Origin of the sequence: Lysobacter hankyongensis (assembly GCF_039543145.1) — a bacterium.
GTDB lineage: Bacteria > Pseudomonadota > Gammaproteobacteria > Xanthomonadales > Xanthomonadaceae > Lysobacter_I > Lysobacter_I hankyongensis.
Genome location: NZ_BAABJE010000030.1, coordinates 159,555 through 179,865 on the forward strand (window position 1 = coordinate 159,555; position 20,311 = coordinate 179,865).

Here is a 20,311-nt window from a genome sequence, read left to right on the forward strand (position 1 = left end):
CGCCTGCAGGCCATGCGGCGCCGAAGTGCGCCGGATTTCTTGACCAGCCGCAGCGGATCGGGCTATGTTCCCTAAACGCAGCCAAGGATGCGTTCCAGGCTGCCGGTCCCGCGAACCACCGGTTCGTTGGTCGAGCGGGGGCCGGGGGAGCATACTGGGGTACGTTAAGGACGCCGCAGCGGTTCGCAAGATTGTGGAACGGCTGTCGGCGGTGATCGGTGCGAGGAGGGGGCCTGATCTGTCGTGACAACAAGGATTTCGTCAGGCCGTTCCCGGCCGCACCGTGTCCGGTGCATCTTTCCAGTCGTGCCCTCGTCGGGGACGCAGGGTCGTGCGCCGCGCGCGTCCGTCCGTATCCGTTTACAGAATGCAGCCGTTCCGCCCGCTCCGTGCGGCGGGGCGGCGTCCGTTTCACTCAATTTCTCCGATCTTTCTCCGGGTGGCGTGTGAAATATCCAATCTCGATCCTGACCAAACTCCTGCTCGGCGCCGCGCTCGCGCTCGTGCTGTCCAGCTGCGCCACGCGTCCGGCCCCGGACTTCGGCGGACGCTGGAAAAACATCAACCGCTTCTCGGAAGAGACCCAGGCCATTCCGCTTCAGGACGCCTACCTCTTCTACGCATCGCCGATGGACCGCACGCTCAAGAACATGCTCGAGCGCTGGGCCGACGACTCCAACATGGTCCTGACCTATCGTCATCCGATGGATTACACGCTGTATTCCGCGGTCGCCGAGATCCGCACGCCGAGCCTGCAGGAGGCGCTGTCGCAGTTGAATGCGGCCTACGCATCCCAGCAGGTCTCGATCGGCGTGAGCGGCAACGAGATCGTCGTGCGCATCTCCTCCGGCGACGCCGGCGGCGGGTCGGCCCGCTGATCGGCGACGGCGCGACGCGCCCGATCCGTCGGGACGTCCGCCAGCCGCTTCGTCACGCTCCTTACCAGACATCCGGAATACAGGCGCCACAATGTTCGGCAAGAAGAAAGATTCGCCACAAATCGACAACACCGCCGCGAAGGGCGTCAATTTCGAGGTCAGCATCGCCGACCTCGCGCGCCGCAGCGAAAAGCGGGCGTGGATGATCGCCTGGACCTCGATCCTGATCGTTCTGATCATGCTCGGCGGTTTCGTGTACATCCTCCCGCTGAAGAAGGAAGTGCCCTATCTGATCATGGCCGACGCCTTCACGGGTCAGGCGACCGTCGCGACCCTCCGCGGCGATTTCAGCAGCCCCAACAGCATCACCCAGAGCGAAGCGCTGAACCGCGCCAACGTCGCCCAGTACATCACCGCCCGCGAGTCGTTCGACGTGGCGATGATGAACCTGCGCGACTGGGATCTCGTGAACGTGATGTCCTCGCCGAACGTGCGCAACGGTTATGCCGCGATCCACGCCGGCAACAATCCGGACAGCCCGTTCAAGAAGTACGGCAAGGAACGCGCCGTACGGGTGAAGATCCTCAGCATCCAGCTCCAGCGCAGCGGCCAGGGCGAAAGCGCCCGCAACAGCGCCACCGTGCGTTTCCAGCGCGTCGAATACGACAAGAAGACCGGCGACACCAAGCCGATCGACAGCAAGATCGCGCGATTGGAATTCACCTACAAGCCGAACCTGGCGATGGATGAGAAGCAGCGTTACAACAACCCGCTCGGCTTCCAGGTCACGGAATACACGCTCGACAACGACTTCTCGGCGTCGCCTCCGGTGGAAAACCCGGTGTCCGCGCAGCCGCAGGTGCCGGCGGGCTATCCCGTGCAGCCGGGTGCGCAGCCCTATCCGGGCCAGACCGTCCCCGGCCAGCCGGTCCCCGGTCAGCCCTATCCGGGTCAGCCGGTCCAGGGCCAGCCGGTCCCCGGTCAGCCCGCAGGTGCGCAGGCCTACCCCGCGGCGCCCGACTTCGGCGCGCCGGGCACCGTGCCCGCCGGTCAGCCGCAATATCCAGCCGTTCCCGCCGGTGCCGTACCGGCTGGTCAGCCGCAGGCTCCGGCCGTGCAGGCCCCCAATCAAGTCAATGGAGTAGGCAACAGATGAGTCGCTTGCATCGCTCTTGCTATGCGGTCCTGCTGTGCGTGCTGGCGTCGATGACGCTCGCCATGCCGGCGTTCGCGCAAGTCATCGTCGAGTACGAATACGAGCCGGACCGGATCTACGAGGTCCGTACCGGTCTGGGCATCACCACCCAGATCGAACTGAGCCCCAGCGAGGACATCCTCGACTACAGCACCGGTTTCAATTCGGGCTGGGAGCTCAACCGGCGCGACAACGTCTTCTACCTGAAGCCGAAGAACGTGGACGTCGACACCAACATGATGGTGCGCACGGCGACCCACTCGTATCTCTTCGAACTGAAGGTGGTGGCGACCGACTGGACGGCGCTGGAACAGGCCAAGCGTGCGGGCGTGCATTACAAGATCGCCTTCAGCTATCCGAACAACACCGTGTTCTCCGCCGCCGCCGCGGCCGAGGCCAAGGGTGGTCCCAAGCCGCGTCAAAGCGAGATCGACACCGAGCTCGACAAGACCCGCGCCTACTACTTCGACTATTCGTATTCGACCCGCACCAAGAACAAGTGGCTGGTGCCGGTGAACGTGTACGACGACGGCCAGTTCACCTACATCCGGTTCAACAACATCAACCGCTTCCCCACGGGCGACTTCCCGGCCGTGTTCGGCCGCGAGCGTGAGGGTGGCGAGGATTTCCTGGTCAACACCACCGTCGAGGACAACACCCTCGTCGTCCATGGCACTTATCCCTTCCTGGTCGTCCGTCACGGGAAGAACGTCGTCGGTCTGCGTAGGAACAAGCAAAAGTGAACCAGAATTTCCCGCCGAATCCGCCGGGACAGTCCGGCGACTACTCCTCTGGCGATCCGCAGGGCCAGGGCTACGATCCCAACGCGCAGGGGAGCAATCCCTATTACGCCGCACAGCAGCAGCCGTCGCAGCAGCCGAATCTCGATGCCGGCGCACCGCAGCTGAAGTCGGTCGAATCGCAGAAGATGAACCGCAAGGCGCTGATGTTCCTCGCCGGTATCGTCGGCCTGCTCATCCTGATGACGTTGATCGTCATCAAGAACGCAAGCTCCGACAAGGACGAAGACGTCAAGAAGCCGAAGGAAGAAAAGGTCGTCATCCCCGACCTGCCCAAGGGTGCCGGGCAACCGGGTGGTCCGGACTTCGCTGACGTGCAGCCGGAACCGCAGCCGGTGCCGGTGCAGGAACTGCCGCCGCTGCCGCCGGAAGAACCCGCGCGCCAGGCCGACAACCGTCGTCCCGAGCGCGATGAGTACCGCGATGCGGGTCCGCCGGAACCGCAGGGTCCGACCCTGGCCGAGCGCCGCATGGGCATGACCGACAGCGGTCGTGGCGGCTACGGTGGCGCGACCGCGGGCGGTCAGGCCAACGATCCGGTGCTGAATGCCATGCTCGGCAATCTGCAGAGCGCCCAGCAGCAGGCCGCGGGCGGCCCTCCGCAGGCGGCGGCACAGGCCCGCGACGGCGGCAACAAGGTCAGCATCGCGCAGTATCTCCGCAATCCGGACACGCTGCTGGTCCGCGGCACGTACATCCGCTGCGTGCTCGAAACCCGAATCATCACCGACGTCGACGGCTTCACGTCCTGCATCGTCACCGAGCCGGTGTACTCCATCAACGGTCGCCGTCTGCTGCTGCCGAAGGGTTCGAAGGCGCTGGGCCGCTACCAGGGCGAGCCGAAGGGCCCGCGCGTCGCTGTCGTCTGGGATCGCATCACCACCCCGACCGGTCTGGACGTGGTGCTCGAAGGTCCGGGCGTCGACAACCTCGGCGGTGCCGGCCATCCGGGCGACTACAACGCGCACTGGTTCAGCCGCATGAGTTCGGCGCTGATGATCAGTCTGATCAGCGACGCCTTCAAGTATTACGCGGCGGAAGAAGGCCCGCAGACGGATTCGGTCACCACCGGCGGCAACATCGTCACCCAGCCCTTCGAGAGCAACACCGCGAAGACGATGGAGCGCCTCGCCAATCAGGCGTTGAACAAGGCGATGTCGCGTCCGGCCACCGTGACCATCAACCAGGGTACGGTGCTGAACATCTACGTCGCCCAGGACGTCGATTTCTCCGGCGTCATCGCGCGCCGCTGATCGACGGGCCATCCTCGGGCAGGTCCATCCGGACCTGCCCGCCGGTCGCGGGTTCGGTCGCTCCGAACCCGTTTCCGCTTGTACGGTCGTCCTGACGATCGATCCGGGTGCGGCGCATCGCCGCATCGCCACGACGCCGAATCGTTCTGCGTTGCTCCACTACCCGACAGCGCCCTGCATGGATATCGACAACTCACCGATCGCCAACGTTTCCAACGACTTCCTGGAATACCAGTACAGCGTGCTGGGCATCCTGGACTACATGAGTTCCCCGGAAGTCACCGAAATCTGCATCAACCGGCCCGGCGAGTTGTACCTGGAAACCAACAAGGGTTGGCAGCACATCGAAGTGCCGTCGCTGACCTTCGAGCGGGCGCGGCAGTTCTGTACCGCGGTGGTCAACGAAAGCAATACCGGTCAGCGCATCACCGACGTCGACCCCGTGGTCTCGCTGACCTTTCCCACCGGGCAGCGCGCCCAGTTCGTGATTCCGCCGGCCTGCGATGCGGGCAAGGTCTCGATCACGATCCGTCTTCCGGCCAAGCGCAACTTCACCCTGCAGAGCTACGAGGAAAGCGGCTTCTTCAAGCAGATCCTCGAAGGCGCGCCGGAAGTCAGCGAACAGGACAAGGAACTGCTGGCGCTGCGCGCCGACCGCGACTACGCCGAATTCTTCAAGAAGGCCGTTTCCTACAAGAAGAACATCGTCGTCGCCGGCGCCACCGGCAGCGGCAAGACCACGTTCATGAAATCGCTGGTCGGCCATATTCCGCACGAAGAGCGGTTGGTGACCATCGAGGACGCCCGCGAACTGTTCATCGAACAGCCGAACATCGTGCATCTGCTGTATTCCAAGGGTGGCCAGAGCGCGAGCAACGTGACCGCGAAAAGCTGCATGGAGGCCTGCCTCCGCATGAAGCCGGACCGGATCATCCTGGCCGAGTTGCGCGGCGACGAAGCGTTCTACTTCATCCGCAACTGCGCCTCCGGTCACCCGGGTTCGATCACCAGTTGCCACGCCGGCAGCACGGCCCAGACCTGGGACCAGCTCGCGCTGATGGTCAAAGCCTCCAACGAAGGCTCCGGCCTCGAGTTCGCGGTGATCAAGCGCCTGCTGATGCTGACCATCGACATCGTCGTGCACATCAAGGCGCATGCCGGCCGCCGCTACATCACCGGCATCGATTTCGATCCCAGGCGTTCGCTGGGCATTCCCACCGCCGATTGACGCCGGCTCCGATCGAGGCCGGCACGGCGCTTCAGTCGCGCCGTTCTTCCATCGAGATACGGCCGTCGGCCGCGATCCGGATGTCGATCCGGCGATCGAATTCGTCCTCGCGCATCGGCGCGACATCGCAGGCGCACAGTGCCGCGGCCAGCGCCGGCACCGTATTGCTGTGGCCGACGATCAGCACCGTTCGACCGGCATGGGCCTGCCGCAGCGCTGTGGCGAATTCGGCGGCCGGTCGCGATGCATCGTAGGTCGTCACCGCGATGCCGTGACGGGCTGCGGCGGTCGCGGCGGTCGCTCGGGTGCGGCGATAGGCGGTCGCGTACGCCGCCGCCAACGGCGTGTCCGCGAGCGCATCCGCCAGTCGCGCGGCGCGCGCCATGCCTGCCTCGCTCAGCGACGGATCTTTCGGGTCGTCGTTCGCCTTCTCGGCGTGACGGACGAGCACGAAATGCGTCTCGCCCGTTGCGGCCGGGCGTTCGCCGCTGCCGCCCTGCGACGCGCAGGCGGCGATGAACACCAGCGACAGCGCGAGGAAACGGCGTGGACGGGTCATGCGTTCGGCCTCAGCGTGGCGAACAGGCCGCGGGCGGCCTGCAGGCGAGTGGCGGCATCGGGCAGATCGAGCTTGATCCGCAGCTTGTCGGGACCGTCCATCTGGTAATGCTTCGGCTGGCCCTGGATGAGCCGGATCACCGACATCGGATCGACATTCGGCTTTTCGACGAACTGGATCCGTCCGCCGGCGGCGCCGAGATCCAGTTTGCGGATGCCCAGCGCGGTGGCTTCGAGCTTCAGTTCCGCCGCCGCGAACAGATGCTTCGCCGGGGCCGGCAGCAGGCCGAAACGATCGATCATTTCCACCTGCAGCTCGCGCAGATCGTCGGCGCTGCGGGCGCTGCTCACGCGCTTGTACAGCGTGAGCCTCGTGTGCACGTCGGGCAGGTAATCGTCCGGAATCAGGGTCGGCACGTTCAGCTCGATATCGGCGCCGCGCTGTTCGTCCAGATCCAGGCCGAGGTTGTCCACGCCCGGCAGTTTGCCCTGGCGGATGCTGCGCACCGCGCGTTCGAGCAGTTCGGTGTAGAGCGAGAAGCCGACCTCCGCCATCTGGCCGCTCTGGTCCTCGCCGAGCAGCTCGCCAGCGCCGCGGATTTCGAGGTCGTGCGTCGACAGCGTGAAGCCTGCGCCGAGCTCATCCATCGATGCGATCGCCTCCAGACGCTTGCGCGCGTCGGCGGTGATCGTGCGGCCGTCGGGAATGACCAAGTACGCGTAGGCGCGATGGTGCGAGCGGCCGACACGGCCGCGCAGCTGGTGCAACTGCGCGAGGCCGAACTTGTCGGCACGGTTGATGATGATGGTGTTGGCGTTCGGGATGTCGATGCCCGATTCGATGATGGTCGAGCACAGCAGCACGTTGAAGCGCTGCTTGTGGAAATCGAGCATCACCCGTTCCAGTTCGCGCTCCGGCATCTGGCCGTGGGCGATGCCGATGCGCGCGTCGGGCACCAGCGCTTCGAGTTCGCGCTGCATGCGGCCGATGCTCTCGACGTCGTTGTGCAGGAAATACAGCTGGCCGCCGCGCGCGAGCTCGCGCTGGAAGGCTTCGCGCAACTGGTTGTCGTCCCAGGGCACGACGAAGGTCTGCACCGCGAGCCGGTGCGCCGGCGGGGTCGCGATGATCGACAGATCGCGCAGTCCGGTCATCGCCATGTTCAGGGTGCGCGGAATCGGCGTCGCGGTGAGCGTGAGCAGATGCACGTCCGCACGGAGCGCCTTCAGCGCTTCCTTCTGGCGCACGCCGAAGCGCTGCTCCTCGTCGACGATGACCAGGCCGAGATCCTTGAATTTCACGTCTGGTTGCAGCAGCCGGTGGGTGCCGACGATCACGTCGATGCGGCCGTCCGCCACCTTCTCCAGTTCGGCCTTGATCTCCTTGGTCGATTTGAAGCGCGACAGCACCTCGACCTTCAGCGGCCAATCCGCGAAACGGTCGCGGAAATTGCGGTAGTGCTGCTCGGCCAGCAACGTGGTCGGCACCAGCACCGCGACCTGTTTGCCGGCGATCGCGGCGGCGAAGGCCGCGCGCACCGCGACTTCGGTCTTGCCGAAGCCCACGTCGCCGCAGACGACGCGATCCATCGGTCGCGACGACGACAGGTCGCGCAGCACGGCTTCGATCGCGGCGAGCTGGTCCGGCGTTTCCTCGAACGGGAAAGTCGCCGCGAACGGTTCGTAGATGCCGCGGTCGACATCCAGCGCCAGGCCGGCGCGGGCGTGGCGCTTGGCCTGGATTTCGAGCAGTTCCGCGGCCACGTCGCGGACTTTTTCCGCGGCCTTCCGTTTCGCCTTGCTCCAGGCTTCTCCGCCCAGCGAATGCAGCGGTGCGGTTTCGGGCGAAGCGCCGGAATAGCGGCTGACCAGATGCAACTGGGTGACCGGCACGTACAGCCGGTCGCCCTTGGCGTATTCGATGTCGAGGTATTCGCCGGTCTGCCCGCCGGCTTCCAGCGTCACCAGCCCGCGATAGCGGCCGACGCCGTGGTCTTCGTGCACCACCGGCGCGCCTTCGCTGAGTTCGCCGAGATCGCGGATGATCGCTTCCGGCTCGCGTCCCGCGCGCCGCCGCCGGCGCGGCTGCGATGCGCGCTCGGGGAACAGTTGGCGCTCGGTGACGACGATCCACGGCAGCGTGCCGTCCTCTGCCGTGGCGTCGACGCCGAAGCCGTTGTCCAGCGGCGCGACCGCGACGAACAGGCGTTCGCCGCCCGCGGGCGCGGCGTGGAATGCAGGAAAGTCGGCGACCACCTGCGGCCGCAGCTCGGCGGCGCGCACGGTGTCCAGCAGCGCCTCGCGGCGACCGGCGGAATCCGCCGCGACCAGCACGCGGCCGGGATACGAGGACAGGAAGGATTTCAGCGCTGCGGCCGGCTCGGCATCCTTCGCCATCAGCGGCAGATCGGGGGCCGGCTGCACGCCGATGGCCAGCGCTTCCTCGCGGCGCGGATGCGTGTCGCCGCAGACTTCGATGCGGCGTACGCGGTTCAGAATTTCGCGCAGCGCGTCCGGCGGCAGGTACAGCTCGTCCGGCGGCAGCAGGGGCCGTTCGATATCGTGGCGACGCTGTTCGTAGCGTTCTCCGGTCGTGCGCCAGAAATGATCCGCGGCCTCCTGCACGCCCTCGCCGAGCACCGGCAGCGCGTCCGCGGCGAGATAGTCGAACAGCGTCGCGGTGCGATCGAAGAACAGCGGCAGGTAGTACTCGATGCCGGCGGGCGTGAGCCCGGCCTTCAGGTCCTGGAACAAGCCGCTGCGCCGGGTATCGATGTCGAAACGGTCGCGCAGCGTGTCCATCGCGCGCCGCAGCGCGTCGCCCTCGATCGGCACTTCGCGGCCCGGCAGCAGTTCCACCGACGCGTATTTCTCCAGCGAACGCTGCGACTCCGGATCGAAGGCGCGGATCGTCTCGATCTCGTCGTCCAGCAGTTCGATGCGATAGGGCTCGTCGGCGCCCATCGGATAGATGTCGAGCAGACCGCCGCGCACCGCGAAGTCGCCGGGATCGAACACCTGCGGGACGTTGCGATAACCGGCGCCTTCCAGACGCCGCTTCTCGGCGTCCATGTCCATCCGCTGGCCGACCTTCACGTCGAAACTGCCGCCGACCAGATGCGACAGCGGCGCCAGCCGCTGCATCAGCGTCTGCACCGGCACCACCACCACGCCGCGGCGCAGCGACGGTAGCCGGTGCAGGGCCGCGAGTCGCTGCGAGACGATGTCCGGATGCGGGCTGAACTGGTCGTAGGGCAGGGTTTCCCAGTCGGGGAAATGCAGCACCGGCACCGTATCGTCGCGGCCGATCAGCGTGCGCAGGTCCTGTTCGAGCTGGTGCGCGGACTGGTTGTCGCGGGCCACCGCGAGCAGTGGCGCGTCGTGGCTGCGCGCCAGCCGCGCGAGCGTCCACGCCAGTGCGCTGGCGCTGGCGGGCATGCGCCACCAGGCGCGCGATTGGCCCGGTTTCGGCAGGAGCCGGGCGAGGAAAGAGGCGTCGGACATGAGCCGCCGATTTTAACAGCGGTTCCCTGCGGCGGATGTCGGCATCGGATCTTCAAGGATGATCCGCACGGCCGATCTTCGTGGTCGATCTCCACGACGTCCCTTGTGGGCCGAACGCATCTTTCAGGTGTCGGCCGATTCCACGGCCGCGAGCGACTTCGGGTCGGAAAGATCGAGCGCCACCCGCACCAGCCCGGGCGTATCCGAATGCTCGCGACGGAATCCCAGCGATTCGGCCAGCGCGAGCATGGCGGTGTTGTGTTCCAGGACATCGCCGTAGAGACGGGTCAGCTGTTTGCGGCGGGCCCAGCGCACCAGGCGCAGCATCAGATGCCGCCCCAGGCCCATGCCGCCGATGAAATGACTGACGAGGATCGCGAATTCGGCCTCGCGGGTGCCGGGGTCGATGGCGACGCGCGCGACCGCGCCGATCAGGGCTTCGCCGGGAGGCAACGGTTCGGCTGCGACCAGCGCGAATTCGGTCTCGGAGTCCGGCCGGGTCAGCCGCGCGGCCGTTTCGGGGGTGAGTTCCTTGATCGCGTAGAGAAAGCGCTGCCGGATCTCCTCGGGACGCAGCAGGCTGAAGCCCGCGCGCAGCGGCTCGGCATCTTCCGGGCGGATCGGGCGGATGAGGATCTCGCGGCCGTCCAGAAGCCGTTTGTACTCGTGCCAGGGCGGTAGCCGATCGCGTTTCACGGCGGCATCTTCGCATACGCCGGATGAAGTTATGCTCTAGCCGGATTCTGCACGGAAAGGTCCTGAACGATGACGCCGGATGCCTTGCGCGCGCTGGTCTCGCCCTGGCCCGGCGTGACCGAAGACATCAAATGGGGCAACGATCTCGTCTTTTCGGTCGCCGGGAAGATGTTCTGCGTGCTCGACATCGCGCCAGCCGGGGAGGGCGGAACCGGTCGCCTCAGTTTCAAGGTCGACGATGGCCGTTTTCTCGAATACACCGACCGGCCGGGCATCGTTCCGGCGCCGTACATGGCGCGGGCGCACTGGATCAGTCTGACCGGGCCCGCTGCGCTGCCTGCTGCCGAGCGCGATGCGCTGATCCGCGGCAGCTATCTGCTGGTGCGGGCCAAATTGACGAAGAGAGTGCAGCGCGAACTCGGCGACGGCTGAGCCGTCGCGAGGTCTGCGGTCCGCGATGCCGGTCAGGCGGCCTTGGGCTTCTTGCCGCGCAGTTTCGCGACCAGCGCCAGCGCGGCGACGATGACGGCGCCGGCGACGATGCCGACCGCCGCGTCGAACAGCATCTGGATCAGCCAGCCCATCGAGCCGTGGGTGAAGGGTTCGATGAAGTGATGCGCGGCCGGGATGCCGTGGACGAGGATGCTGCCGCCGACGAGGAACATCGCCGCGGTGCCGGCGACCGACAGGAATTTCATCAGCAGCGGCGCCCCGCGCAGGATCAGTCCGCCGATCTTCCGCTTGAAACCGGCCCATGCGCTGGCCGCGGTGTCGCGGTTCAGGGCGAGACCGAGGTCGTCGAGCTTGACGATGCCGCCGACCAGGCCGTAGACGCCGACGGTCATGATCAGCGAGATCGCGGCGAGTACGCTCAGCTGTCGGGTGAAATCCGCATCGGCGACGGTGCCGAGCGAGATCACGATGATTTCCGCGGAGAGGATGAAATCTGTGCGCACCGCGCCCTTGATCTTGTCCTTCTCGAACTGGACCATGTCCACGTTCTCGTCCTGCACCGCCTGCACCAATTGCTTGTGGTGCTGGTCGTCCTCGGCCTTGCTGTGCAGGAACTTGTGCGCCAGCTTTTCCACGCCTTCGTAGCAGAGGAAGGCGCCGCCGAGCATCAGCAGGGGCGTGATCAGCGGAATGTTGATGCCCTGCCCATGCAGCCAGTGTTCCAGCGCGCTGATCGCCAGCGCCGCGGGCACGAGGATGATCTTGTTGACCATCGAGCCCTTCGCCACCGCCCACACGACCGGCAGCTCGCGGTCGGCGTCGATGCCCGAGACCTGCTGCGCGTTCAGTGCGAGGTCGTCGCCGAGCACGCCGGCGGTTTTCTTGGTGGCGACCTTGGTCATCACCGACACGTCGTCGAGCAGGGTGGCGATGTCGTCGATCAGGGCGAACAGGCTGGATCCGGCCATGGCGTCAGTCGGCGTTGCGAAGAGGGCCGCGGATTGTCGCATACCCGCCACCGTGGGCCATCCGGTGGCGGGTCCGGGATGTGGCCGACGGATGCGGTCGATCCAGGATCAGGCCGGCGCGCGCAGCCAGTCGGTCCGCGACGACGTCCCGGCCTCGCCCAGCGCGTCGCGCAGGGCGTCGGCCGCGGTGCGGGCGGCCTGGTCGAAGCGCCACGGTGCGTTGAGCACCAGCAGGCCGCTGCCGTTCATCCGCAGCGGCGAATCGTCGGGCCGCACCAGCAGTTCGCAGACCAGCGCCGATTTCGCCTCCAGCGCCGCCGCGGCGCGGTAGAAGGGCATCAGCGCACTGCGGCGCTTGATCGGATACCACAGCACGATCACCGCCTGAGGCCAGCGCGCCAGGCCGTCGCGGATCGCCGCGAGCGCGATGTCGAATTCGTCGAGCTGTGCCTCGTACGGCGGATCGATCAGCACCAGACCGCGCGCGAACCGCTGTCCCGCGACCTTCGGCGGCAGCAGCGCGCGCATCGCCGCATAACCGTCGCGGACATGGACCGCGACCCGCGGGTCGTCGCCGACGGCACGCTTGAGCAGCGCGGCGTCGTCCTCGCGCAGTTCGCAGCAGGCGATGCGGTCCTGCCCGCGCAGGGCGTGTGCCAGCAGCCGGGGCGAGCCGGGGCAGGCATCCGGCCCGCAGGCCGCGCGGCAAGCCGCCACGGCCGCGAGATAGCGCTGCACCGAAGGATCGCGCGGTGGCGCGGCCAGCAGCCGCAGCAGGCCGCCTTCGGCCTCGCCGGTGCGCGTCGCCTCGTCGCCCTGCAGCGCGTACACCCCCGCGCCGGCGTGGGTGTCCAGCGCAAACAGCGGCGCCGGCTTGGCGGTCAGCGCATCGCATAGCGCCAGCAGCAGCGTGTGCTTGAGCGCATCGGCGTGATTGCCGGCGTGGAAGGCGTGGCGGTAGTTCATGCGACCGTGGGCGCCCGGGTGGGCGGATGCGAGGCGGGTGCGCCATGGTATGCGAAGCGGCGCACCGCGAAACCGGCCGGCCTGCGGCCTACAATGCCGGCGACGCCCTTTCGCGACCCGCCATGGCCGCCACGCCCACGTCCAGCACCATCCTGATCGCCGAAGACGAGACCGCCATTGCCGACACCGTCGTGTACGCGCTGCGCGCCGAAGGATTCGCGGCCGAACATGTGCTGCTCGGCAGTGCGGTGGTGCCGCGACTGCAGGCCGGCGGCATCGATCTGATCGTGCTCGACATCGGTCTGCCCGATGTCACCGGCTTCGAGGTCTGCCGCGCGATCCGCGCCTTCAGCGAGGTGCCGGTGATCTTCCTCACCGCCCGCGACGGCGAGATCGATCGCGTGGTCGGACTGGAGCTGGGCGCAGACGACTACGTGGTGAAACCCTTCTCGCCGCGCGAACTCGTCGCCCGCGTGCGTGCGCGCCTGCGCCGCCGCGTCCAGGCCGAATCGGCGACCTGGCGGGTGCATGGCCATTTCCAGATCGATCGCGAAGGCAAGCGCATCCGTTATCAGGGCCGCGCGCTCGATCTCACCCGCTACGAATACGGCCTGCTCGAAGCGCTGCTGCAGCGCCCCGGCGCGGTGCTGTCGCGGGCGCAGCTGATGGATCGGGTCTGGGCCGATGCGCTGGACAGCGGCGATCGCACCGTCGACACCCACATCAAGACGCTGCGCTCGAAACTGCGGGTCTCGGACAGCGAGGACGATCCGATCCGCACCCACCGCGGTCTCGGCTATTCGCTCGAGACCGGCGCATAGACGATCCGGCACATCGCATGAACGCCATTCGATTGAAGCGCATTCGATGAACATCGGCCTGCGCATCCTGCTCGGCTATTTCCTGATCGTGGCCGTGGCCGCGCTGCTGCTGGGGCGGGTATTCCTGCAGGAAGTGAAGCCGGGCGTGCGCCAGGCGATGGAGGACACGCTCGTCGACACCGCCAACCTGCTGGCGGAACAGGCCAAGGACGATCTGCTGGCCGGGCGCATGGCCGACGGCCGCTTCGCCCAACACGTGCGCACGCTCACCGATCGCGATCTCGGCGCCGAGATCTGGGGCTTCAACAAGCGCAAGGTCAGCACCCGCATCTACGTCACCGACGCCCGCGGCATCGTGGTGTTCGATTCCAGCGGCGAAGACCTGGGCAAGGACTATTCGCGCTGGAACGATGTCTATCTCACCCTGCGCGGTCGGTACGGCGCGCGCTCGTCGCGCAGCGATCCCGCCGACGAAAGCAGCTCGGTGATGCACGTGGCCGCGCCGATCAAGCTGCGCGAGCAGGGCCGCGAGCGCATCGTCGGCGTGCTCACCGTCGCCAAGCCCAACCAGACCATCGCGCCGTTCATCGCGCGCAGCCAGGGCGTGATCCTGCGCTGGGGCTCGGTGCTGCTGGGCGTGGCCCTGGTCATCGGTCTGGTCGCCGCGTGGTGGCTGTCGCGCCAGCTCGGCGCCCTGCGCCGTTACGCCGATGCGGTCACCGCCGGCGAACGCGCCAGCCCGCCGGACAGCGCCGGCGAGTTCGGCGATCTCGGCCGCGCGCTGGAAACCATGCGCGCCAAGCTCGAAGGCAAGCAGTACGTCGAACAATACGTGCATGCGCTCACCCACGAGCTGAAGAGCCCGCTCGCCGCAATCCGCGGCTGCGCCGAACTGCTGGAATCTGCATCGATGGAATCCGCATCGATGGAATCGGCAGCCGGCGGCATGCCCGAAGCCGATCGTGCGCGATTCGTCGCGACCATCCGCGCCCAGAGCGAACGCATGGCCGAGATGATCGACAAGCTGCTCGCGCTGGCCGCGGTCGAACACCGGCAGCGCATCGAGCAGCCGCAGATCCTCGATCTGCGCACGATCGCCGACGAGGCCGCGGAGCGCATCGCGCCGAAATTCGCGCAGCGATCGCTGCGCCTCGATGTGCGCGAAGCGGTCGATACGCGCGGGCTGCGGGTGTCGGGCGACGCCTTCCTGCTGCGGCAGTCGCTGCTCAATCTGCTGGAGAACGCGGCGGATTTCGCGCCGCCGGGCAGCACGGTCGAACTGCGGCTGCGCCGCGATGCGGATCGCATCGGCGTGGACGTCTGCGATCGCGGCCCGGGCGTGCCGGACTATGCGCTCGATCGGGCATTCGAGCGGTTCTATTCGCTGCCGCGCCCCGAAGGCGGCAGCCGCAGCAGCGGCCTGGGCCTGTGCTTCGTCGCCGAAGCGGTGGAGCTGCACGGCGGCAGCGTCGCGCTGGCCAACCGCGACGAGGGCGGGGCGGTGGCGTCGATGGTGTTACCCGCGGTTTGATCCGCTTGATCCGGTAGAGCGGCCTTCAGGCCGCTGCTTTTATCGGAAATCCAGCAGCGGCCTGAAGGCCGCTCTACCGGGCGGGTGCCTTCGGAATTCACCCCGACTTCACACAAGCGCCATCGCCGCCCCGCATGCGCCGCCGAGACTGCCCGCGTCCACAACGCCGGAGGCGGTTATGCGCTTGTTGCTGAAGATTCTGATGGTGGTCGGCATGACCATCCTGTTGCTCGTTCCGTTGATGATGATCCGCGGCACCATCCAGGAGCGGCAGTACTACCGCGACGAAGCGGTGCGCACGATCGCGCGCACCACCGCAGGCGCGCAGGCGCTGGCCGGACCGGTGCTGGTGGTGCCCTACGTCGAGATCGTCGAAGTCGAAGAGAAGAACGCCAACGGCGAAGTGATCCGCAAGGTCAAGCAGGACGGCGAGTCCGGGCAGTGGGTGTTTTTCCCCACGACCATGGACGTGAAGGGCACCATCGACCCGCGCAGCAAATTCCTCGGTCTGCACGAAGTGCGCAGCTACGAATTCTCGAGCGCGACGAAGGCGAGCTTCCGCGCGAAGATTCCGGCCGACGAGAATCCGGAACTGCCGCGCAGGATCGGCCAGCCCTGGCTGAACTACGGCATCGCCGACGTGCGCGGTCTCGCCGGCGTGCCGCGGCTGAGCATCGACAATGTGGACGTGAAGCTGGAGCGCGGCCTCGGCGGTCGCGATGGCAGCGGCCTGCATGCCCGCCTGCAGGCGCCGAAGGCCGGCGAAGAAGTCGCGTTCGACACCGAGTTCAAGTTCTCGCTGGAAGGCACCGAGACCCTGGCGATCGCGCCGCTCGCGCAGCGCAACAAGGTCGTGCTGGAGTCGCCATGGGAACACCCGCAGTTCAACGGCTCGTTCAGCGCGCGCAGGAAGACGATCGGCAGCAGCGGATTCCGCGGCGAATGGGAAGTGTCGGCGCTGGCGACCAACGCGCAGGCGCAGTACCTCTCCGGCAGGATCCTGCCCAACACCGGCACCCTCGGCCATGCCGCGAGCGATGGTGAGACCGCGGTGGAACTCGATGCGGTCGCGGTGTCGCTGGTCGATCCGGTGAATATCTATTCGCAGGCCGATCGCGCCAGCAAGTACGGCATCCTGTTCGTGCTGCTGACCTTCGTCGGCTTCTTCATGTTCGAGCTGATCAAACAACTGCGCATCCACCCGATCCAGTACGGCCTCGTCGGCCTCGCGCTCGCGATCTTCTTCCTGATGCTGGTGGCGCTGTCGGAGCACATCGCGTTCGGGCAGGCCTATCTCGCCGCCAGCGCCGCCTGCATCGGCCTGCTCGCTTACTACGTCAGCCACGTCTTGCGCTCCTGGCTGCGCGGTCTCGGCTTCGCCGCGATGATCGCCACGCTCTACGCCGTGCTCTACGGTCTGCTGATCTCGGAGGACAACGCGATGGTGCTCGGTGCCGGCCTGCTGTTCCTGATCCTCGCCGCGATCATGGTGGTGACCCGCAAGGTCGACTGGTACGCCCTGGGCAGCATGGGCGCGCCGGCGAAGACCACGCCGCCGCCGGTGCCGCCGCCGGCCCCGATCGCCGGCGCCGAGTGATCCGGGAGCACGCCATGACCGCGAATCGTCGCTACGCCGCCCTGCTGGCCGCCGTCTTCGTCGCCTCCGCCAGCCTCTCGAGTGTCGTGCTCTATCGCGATCTGCAGCGCGAGGACTGCGGACTGCAGGTCCGTCAGGCGCGGGCGATGGTGGTCGAGGACCTGCGCAGTCGCGGCCAGCCGGTACGCGATCTGGTGCCTTCCGGAACAACGGGACCCTGCCGCTACGCTTTCCGCTACGGCGGCGACGGCACGCGGGTCGACTATGCGGTAAGCAGCGACTGGATGCGCGGCGTCAGCGTCGTGAGGCATGCGCGCGGCGACGCGCACTGAGATCTCCGCCGCGATGCCGACCGAACGCCGCGGGCCACGTGCCCGCGGCGTTCGCTTTGGCCTAGAATCCGTGCATGTCCACGCATCCCGCCCGCACCATCGACGCCCGCGCCATCGACATCCAGCGCCGTTCCGGGGCCGACGTGCGCGATCATCTCGAGGCCGTCGCCGCGCTGCGCATTGCGGTCTTCCGCGACTGGCCGTATCTGTACGACGGCGATGCCGCCTACGAGCGCGAATATCTCGATGCCTATGCGTCGTCGCCCGACAGCGTGTTCGTGCTGGCGTTCGATGGCGATGCGGTGATCGGCGCGTCCACCGGTTTGCCGCTGGCGGACGACACCGCCGAATTCCGCGCGCCGTTCGACGCCCGCGGCATCGATGTCGATCGCGTGTTCTATTTCGGCGAATCGGTGCTGTTGCCGGCGTATCGCGGGCAGGGCATCGGCCATGCCTTCTTCGATCATCGCGAAGCCCATGCCCGCGCGCTCGGTCGTTTCGATCTCGCCGCGTTCTGCGCGGTGGATCGCGACGACGGCGATCCGCGTCGCCCGCCCGGGCATCGCGGCAACGAGGCGTTCTGGACGAGGCGTGGCTATGCGCGGCAGCCCGGCATGACCATGCATCTGCACTGGAACGAGATCGACCGCGGCGAGATCGGCCACGACCTCACGTTCTGGACGCGAGCGCTGGCCGGGGAGAACGCAGCATGAGCGATGCGGGCCTGACCCTGGCGGTCGCGAAATATCCGATCGACGCGCCGTCGCGGTTCGACGATTTCGCCGACAAGCAGACGCGCTGGCTGTGCCAGGCCGCGGCTGCCGGCGCGCAGGTCGCGATACTGCCGGAGTATCTGTCGCTGGAACTCGGTGCGACCTTCGCGACGGGCGTGCGCGACGATCTGCATGCGTCGCTGGCGGCGTTGCAGGCGCACCGCGCCGCCTGGTGCGCTCTGTATGCCGGGCTCGCGCGCGATACCGGGCTGCACGTGGTCGCCGGCACCTTTCTGCTCGACGACGGCCGCGGCCGTTATCGCAATCGCGCGGATCTGTTCTCGCCCGGTGGCGGTCACGTGTGGCAGGACAAGCTGCAGTTGACCGGCTTCGAAAAGAAGACCGGCGTCATCGACGGCGGCGATGCGCTGAAGGTGTTCGAGATCGAGGGTGTCCGGGTTGGCATCGCGATCTGCTACGACATCGAATTTCCGCTGCCGGTGCGCGCGCAGTGCGAGGCCGGCGCGCGACTGGTGCTGGTGCCGAGCTGCACCGACACCGCCGCGGGCGCCACCCGCGTGCGCGTCGGCTGTCTCGCGCGGGCGCTGGAGAACCGCTGCTTCATCGCCCAGTCGGTCACCGCGGGCGACGCCGCGTGGAGCCCGGCGCTCGACGTGAACACCGGCGAGGCGACGATCTACGCGCCGATGGATGTCGGCCTGCCCGCGGACGGGATCGTCGCCGAAACGCGCGAACCGCACGGCTGGATCTACGCCGACTTCGACCCGCAGCGATTGCGCGAGACCCGCGACAGCGCGCAGGTCGCCAACGATCGCGATTGGCCGGGACAACTCGCGCCGGGTCTGCGCCAGGCGAAGCTCGAACCTGGCGCGTAGGGCGGGCCCTGGGCCCGCCGCTTTTCCAAAGCAGATCGCAGGCCCCCTATCCTCGGGCGCGCGTGATCGCAGAAAAACGGACCGCAGCGCGTCCGCACCCGCTTCCGGACGGGTTGGACGCGCTGCGCTCCGTGTGACCCGATGGCGATTACCCGATGGCGAACTGGATCGTCATGTTCCGCGCCCAGATCGAAGCGAGCGCAAGCCCACTGCCGATGCCGGTGGCGGCGAGCACGTCGCTGGGATAGTGCAGCCCCAGCACCACGCGCGAGACCGCGACGCTGGCGGCGAACGGAATCAGCAGCCACGCCAGCGCGGGCACGTAGGCCAGCGCGACGATGGTGAAGGCGACGGCATGCAGCGTATGCCCCGACGGAAAGCTGAATTCGTCCAGCGGCGCCACCCAGGCGCGGATGCGCAGATCCGCGGCGCAGGGACGCGGGCGTCGCGTCCAGCGCTTCAGCGCCTTGTACAGCGCCAGCGAGACCAGCCCGATCGCGGCCAGATGCAGCGCCGCCGCGCGACCGGCGGCGCCGCCCAGCAGCGCGAGTCCGGCCATCAGTGCGTACCAGAACACGCCGTCGCCCAGCCGGCTCACCGCGGCGAAGAAACGGAACGCGACGCGACGCCCGCACAGCGCGTTCGCGCGCAGGCACCAGGCCGATTCATTCGCGCGCAATCGGCGACGCAACGTAGGCTGAGTCATCACGGATCCCCGTTTGGGCGAGACGTTGGAGAATGGCGTCGAAATCCGCAGCGACCTGCGTGGGCCGCAGCGCCGACACCGCGTCGCGCGCGGCCATCCGCATCTGCGCGCGCAGGCCGGTGTCGGTCGCGATGCGCAGCGCGGCGCGCACGAAGGCATCGTCGGCCTGTGCATGTCCGTCGGCGACCGCGGCGCCGTGTTCGCCGTCGCGCAGGCATTCGTGCGCGGCGCCGTAGTCGAAGGCGACGGTCGGCACGCCGCTGGCCATCGCTTCCAGGGTCACGTTGCCGTAGGTTTCGCTGCGGCTGGGGAACAGGAACAGATCGGCGCTGGCGAAATGCCGCGCCAGCGCTTCGCCGCGCTGGATGCCGCAGAACACGAAATCCGGGTTGTCCCTCTGCAGCTGCGCGCGTGCCGGACCGTCGCCGACCCAGACGAAGCGGGCCTTGGGGATGTCGCGCTGGATCTCGCGGAAGGCGCGGACCGCGAGGGCGAGATTCTTTTCCGGCGCGATCCGGCCCAGATGGATCACCGCGAGATCTTCGGCGCGCAGTCCCCATTGGGCGCGCAGAACATCGTCGCGATGACGGGGGTGGAACAGGTCGGTGTCGACCGCGCGCGGCAGCCGTACGGCGTTCGCGAAGCCAAGATGGTGCAGTTCGCCGCGCAGCGCTTCGGTGGGCACCAGCGTCGCCTGTGCCCGGTTGTGGAAACGGCGCATCCAGGCCAGCGCCATCGGCTGCAGGAAAGGCACGCCGTAGTGGCGCATGTAGTCGTCGAATCGGGTGTGGAATCCGGTGGCCGCGGGAATGCGCAGTCGCCGCGCCGCACGCAATGCCGACCACCCCAGCGGGCCTTCCGTGGCCACGTAGATCGCATCCGGGCGGTGCAGGTGCCACTGCGAGATCAGCCTGCGCGTCGACGGCAGACCCAGGCGGAGGCCCGGGTAGCGCGGCATCGGCAGGCTCGCGATCAGTCGTTCGTGCGCGGCCGGCGATTGCCCGCGGGCCTGACGGGGCCGCACCAGCATCACGTCGTGGCCGCGTTCGCGCAGGCCCTGGTCGAGGCTCTGCACGGTGAGGGCGACGCCGTTGACTTCGGGCGGCCAGGTTTCGGTGACGATCGCGTAGCGCATCCGCTGTCTCTCGTTTTCGAGAGTGTGGGCGGCGGCGATGAAATCCCGATGGCGCGGCGGTGACAGCGCGATGACGCGCCG

General features: G+C 67.6%; 18 protein-coding genes and 1 pseudogene. 12 read left to right on the forward strand and 7 right to left on the reverse strand.

The window, feature by feature from the left end; genetic code table 11:
- Positions 1-446 precede the first annotated feature (446 nt).
- From ABD974_RS18940 to virB11, 5 genes are all read left to right on the forward strand, one after another.
- Entirely contained in the window at positions 447-878 is a 432-nt protein-coding gene (locus tag ABD974_RS18940) for a hypothetical protein (protein WP_345304909.1), read from the forward strand.
- A gap of 91 nt (positions 879-969) precedes the next feature.
- Complete coding sequence (locus ABD974_RS18945; RefSeq protein WP_345304910.1) at positions 970-2,034, forward strand: VirB8 family type IV secretion system protein; 1,065 nt, start codon at positions 970-972, stop codon at positions 2,032-2,034.
- Positions 2,031-2,816, forward strand: a complete 786-nt coding sequence (locus ABD974_RS18950; RefSeq protein ID WP_425562735.1) for a TrbG/VirB9 family P-type conjugative transfer protein — start codon at positions 2,031-2,033, stop codon at positions 2,814-2,816. The genes ABD974_RS18945 and ABD974_RS18950 overlap by 4 nt, the downstream gene beginning before the upstream one ends.
- Complete coding sequence (locus tag ABD974_RS18955) at positions 2,813-4,126, forward strand: TrbI/VirB10 family protein (protein ID WP_345304911.1); 1,314 nt, start codon at positions 2,813-2,815, stop codon at positions 4,124-4,126. The genes ABD974_RS18950 and ABD974_RS18955 overlap by 4 nt, the downstream gene beginning before the upstream one ends.
- A 178-nt stretch (positions 4,127-4,304) precedes the next feature.
- A complete protein-coding gene (gene virB11, locus ABD974_RS18960; RefSeq protein WP_345304912.1) occupies positions 4,305-5,354 on the forward strand; it encodes a P-type DNA transfer ATPase VirB11 in 1,050 nt (349 codons plus the stop codon).
- A 31-nt stretch (positions 5,355-5,385) separates the two neighbouring features.
- Here the strand turns inward: virB11 and ABD974_RS18965 are convergent, their stop codons facing one another.
- The 3 genes from ABD974_RS18965 to ABD974_RS18975 form a co-directional block, all read right to left on the reverse strand.
- On the reverse strand, positions 5,386-5,913 hold the full coding sequence (locus tag ABD974_RS18965; protein WP_345304913.1) for a histidine phosphatase family protein: 528 nt from the start codon (positions 5,911-5,913) through the stop codon (positions 5,386-5,388).
- Positions 5,910-9,416 (reverse strand): transcription-repair coupling factor, encoded by a 3,507-nt coding sequence (mfd, locus tag ABD974_RS18970; protein WP_345304914.1) that lies wholly within the window; start codon positions 9,414-9,416, stop codon positions 5,910-5,912. Before mfd ends, ABD974_RS18965 begins: the two co-directional genes overlap by 4 nt.
- Positions 9,417-9,539: 123 nt before the next feature.
- Complete coding sequence (locus tag ABD974_RS18975; RefSeq protein ID WP_345304915.1) at positions 9,540-10,112, reverse strand: GNAT family N-acetyltransferase; 573 nt, start codon at positions 10,110-10,112, stop codon at positions 9,540-9,542.
- Positions 10,113-10,181: 69 nt separating this feature from the next.
- Between ABD974_RS18975 and ABD974_RS18980 the strand changes: the two genes are divergently transcribed.
- The gene (locus tag ABD974_RS18980; protein ID WP_345304916.1) at positions 10,182-10,544 is read left to right on the forward strand and encodes an MmcQ/YjbR family DNA-binding protein; all 363 of its coding nucleotides are present in this window, start codon (positions 10,182-10,184) and stop codon (positions 10,542-10,544) included.
- Between the two features lie 32 nt (positions 10,545-10,576).
- On the opposite strand, the gene ABD974_RS18985 is transcribed toward ABD974_RS18980, so the two are convergent.
- Positions 10,577-11,533, reverse strand: coding sequence for a DUF808 domain-containing protein (locus ABD974_RS18985; RefSeq protein WP_345304917.1), 957 nt, complete (start codon positions 11,531-11,533; stop codon positions 10,577-10,579).
- 108 nt (positions 11,534-11,641) lie between these two features.
- A complete protein-coding gene (locus ABD974_RS18990; RefSeq protein ID WP_345304918.1) occupies positions 11,642-12,499 on the reverse strand; it encodes a 23S rRNA (adenine(2030)-N(6))-methyltransferase RlmJ in 858 nt (285 codons plus the stop codon).
- A gap of 122 nt (positions 12,500-12,621) precedes the next feature.
- Here ABD974_RS18990 and creB point away from each other — a divergent pair, with 122 nt between their 5' ends.
- The 6 genes and pseudogenes from creB (at position 12,622) to ABD974_RS19020 (ending at position 18,389) form a co-directional block, all read left to right on the forward strand.
- Positions 12,622-13,320 (forward strand): two-component system response regulator CreB, encoded by a 699-nt coding sequence (gene creB, locus ABD974_RS18995; RefSeq protein ID WP_345304919.1) that lies wholly within the window; start codon positions 12,622-12,624, stop codon positions 13,318-13,320.
- Between the two features lie 46 nt (positions 13,321-13,366).
- Positions 13,367-14,851, forward strand: coding sequence for a two-component system sensor histidine kinase CreC (creC, locus tag ABD974_RS19000; protein WP_345304920.1), 1,485 nt, complete (start codon positions 13,367-13,369; stop codon positions 14,849-14,851).
- Positions 14,852-15,029: 178 nt separating this feature from the next.
- A pseudogene (gene creD / locus ABD974_RS19005) lies at positions 15,030-16,379 on the forward strand (cell envelope integrity protein CreD); the annotation flags it as partial.
- 83 nt (positions 16,380-16,462) lie between these two features.
- Complete coding sequence (locus ABD974_RS19010; RefSeq protein ID WP_345304922.1) at positions 16,463-16,780, forward strand: hypothetical protein; 318 nt, start codon at positions 16,463-16,465, stop codon at positions 16,778-16,780.
- Between the two features lie 74 nt (positions 16,781-16,854).
- A complete protein-coding gene (locus ABD974_RS19015; protein WP_345304923.1) occupies positions 16,855-17,493 on the forward strand; it encodes a GNAT family N-acetyltransferase in 639 nt (212 codons plus the stop codon).
- Positions 17,494-17,504: 11 nt separating this feature from the next.
- Positions 17,505-18,389, forward strand: a complete 885-nt coding sequence (locus ABD974_RS19020; protein ID WP_345305007.1) for a carbon-nitrogen hydrolase family protein — start codon at positions 17,505-17,507, stop codon at positions 18,387-18,389.
- Between the two features lie 148 nt (positions 18,390-18,537).
- Here ABD974_RS19020 and ABD974_RS19025 read toward each other — a convergent pair whose 3' ends face one another.
- A complete protein-coding gene (locus ABD974_RS19025) occupies positions 18,538-19,095 on the reverse strand; it encodes a phosphatase PAP2 family protein (RefSeq protein WP_345304924.1) in 558 nt (185 codons plus the stop codon).
- Entirely contained in the window at positions 19,055-20,230 is a 1,176-nt protein-coding gene (locus ABD974_RS19030; RefSeq protein ID WP_345304925.1) for a glycosyltransferase family 4 protein, read from the reverse strand. Before ABD974_RS19030 ends, ABD974_RS19025 begins: the two co-directional genes overlap by 41 nt.
- Positions 20,231-20,311 lie beyond the last annotated feature (81 nt).

Bases quoted from the DNA above. Each gene is read 5' to 3' on its own strand.
- ABD974_RS18945 (WP_345304910.1), top strand. From the start codon at position 970: ATGTTCGGCAAGAAGAAAGATTCGCCACAAATCGACAACACCGCCGCG.
- ABD974_RS18950 (WP_425562735.1), top strand. From the start codon at position 2,031: ATGAGTCGCTTGCATCGCTCTTGCTATGCGGTCCTGCTGTGCGTGCTG.
- virB11 (WP_345304912.1), top strand. From the start codon at position 4,305: ATGGATATCGACAACTCACCGATCGCCAACGTTTCCAACGACTTCCTG.
- ABD974_RS18965 (WP_345304913.1), bottom strand. From the start codon at position 5,913: ATGACCCGTCCACGCCGTTTCCTCGCGCTGTCGCTGGTGTTCATCGCC.
- mfd (WP_345304914.1), bottom strand. From the start codon at position 9,416: ATGTCCGACGCCTCTTTCCTCGCCCGGCTCCTGCCGAAACCGGGCCAA.
- ABD974_RS18980 (WP_345304916.1), top strand. From the start codon at position 10,182: ATGACGCCGGATGCCTTGCGCGCGCTGGTCTCGCCCTGGCCCGGCGTG.
- ABD974_RS18985 (WP_345304917.1), bottom strand. From the start codon at position 11,533: ATGGCCGGATCCAGCCTGTTCGCCCTGATCGACGACATCGCCACCCTG.
- ABD974_RS18990 (WP_345304918.1), bottom strand. From the start codon at position 12,499: ATGAACTACCGCCACGCCTTCCACGCCGGCAATCACGCCGATGCGCTC.
- creB (WP_345304919.1), top strand. From the start codon at position 12,622: ATGGCCGCCACGCCCACGTCCAGCACCATCCTGATCGCCGAAGACGAG.
- creC (WP_345304920.1), top strand. From the start codon at position 13,367: ATGAACATCGGCCTGCGCATCCTGCTCGGCTATTTCCTGATCGTGGCC.
- ABD974_RS19010 (WP_345304922.1), top strand. From the start codon at position 16,463: ATGACCGCGAATCGTCGCTACGCCGCCCTGCTGGCCGCCGTCTTCGTC.
- ABD974_RS19015 (WP_345304923.1), top strand. From the start codon at position 16,855: ATGTCCACGCATCCCGCCCGCACCATCGACGCCCGCGCCATCGACATC.
- ABD974_RS19025 (WP_345304924.1), bottom strand. From the start codon at position 19,095: ATGACTCAGCCTACGTTGCGTCGCCGATTGCGCGCGAATGAATCGGCC.
- ABD974_RS19030 (WP_345304925.1), bottom strand. From the start codon at position 20,230: ATGCGCTACGCGATCGTCACCGAAACCTGGCCGCCCGAAGTCAACGGC.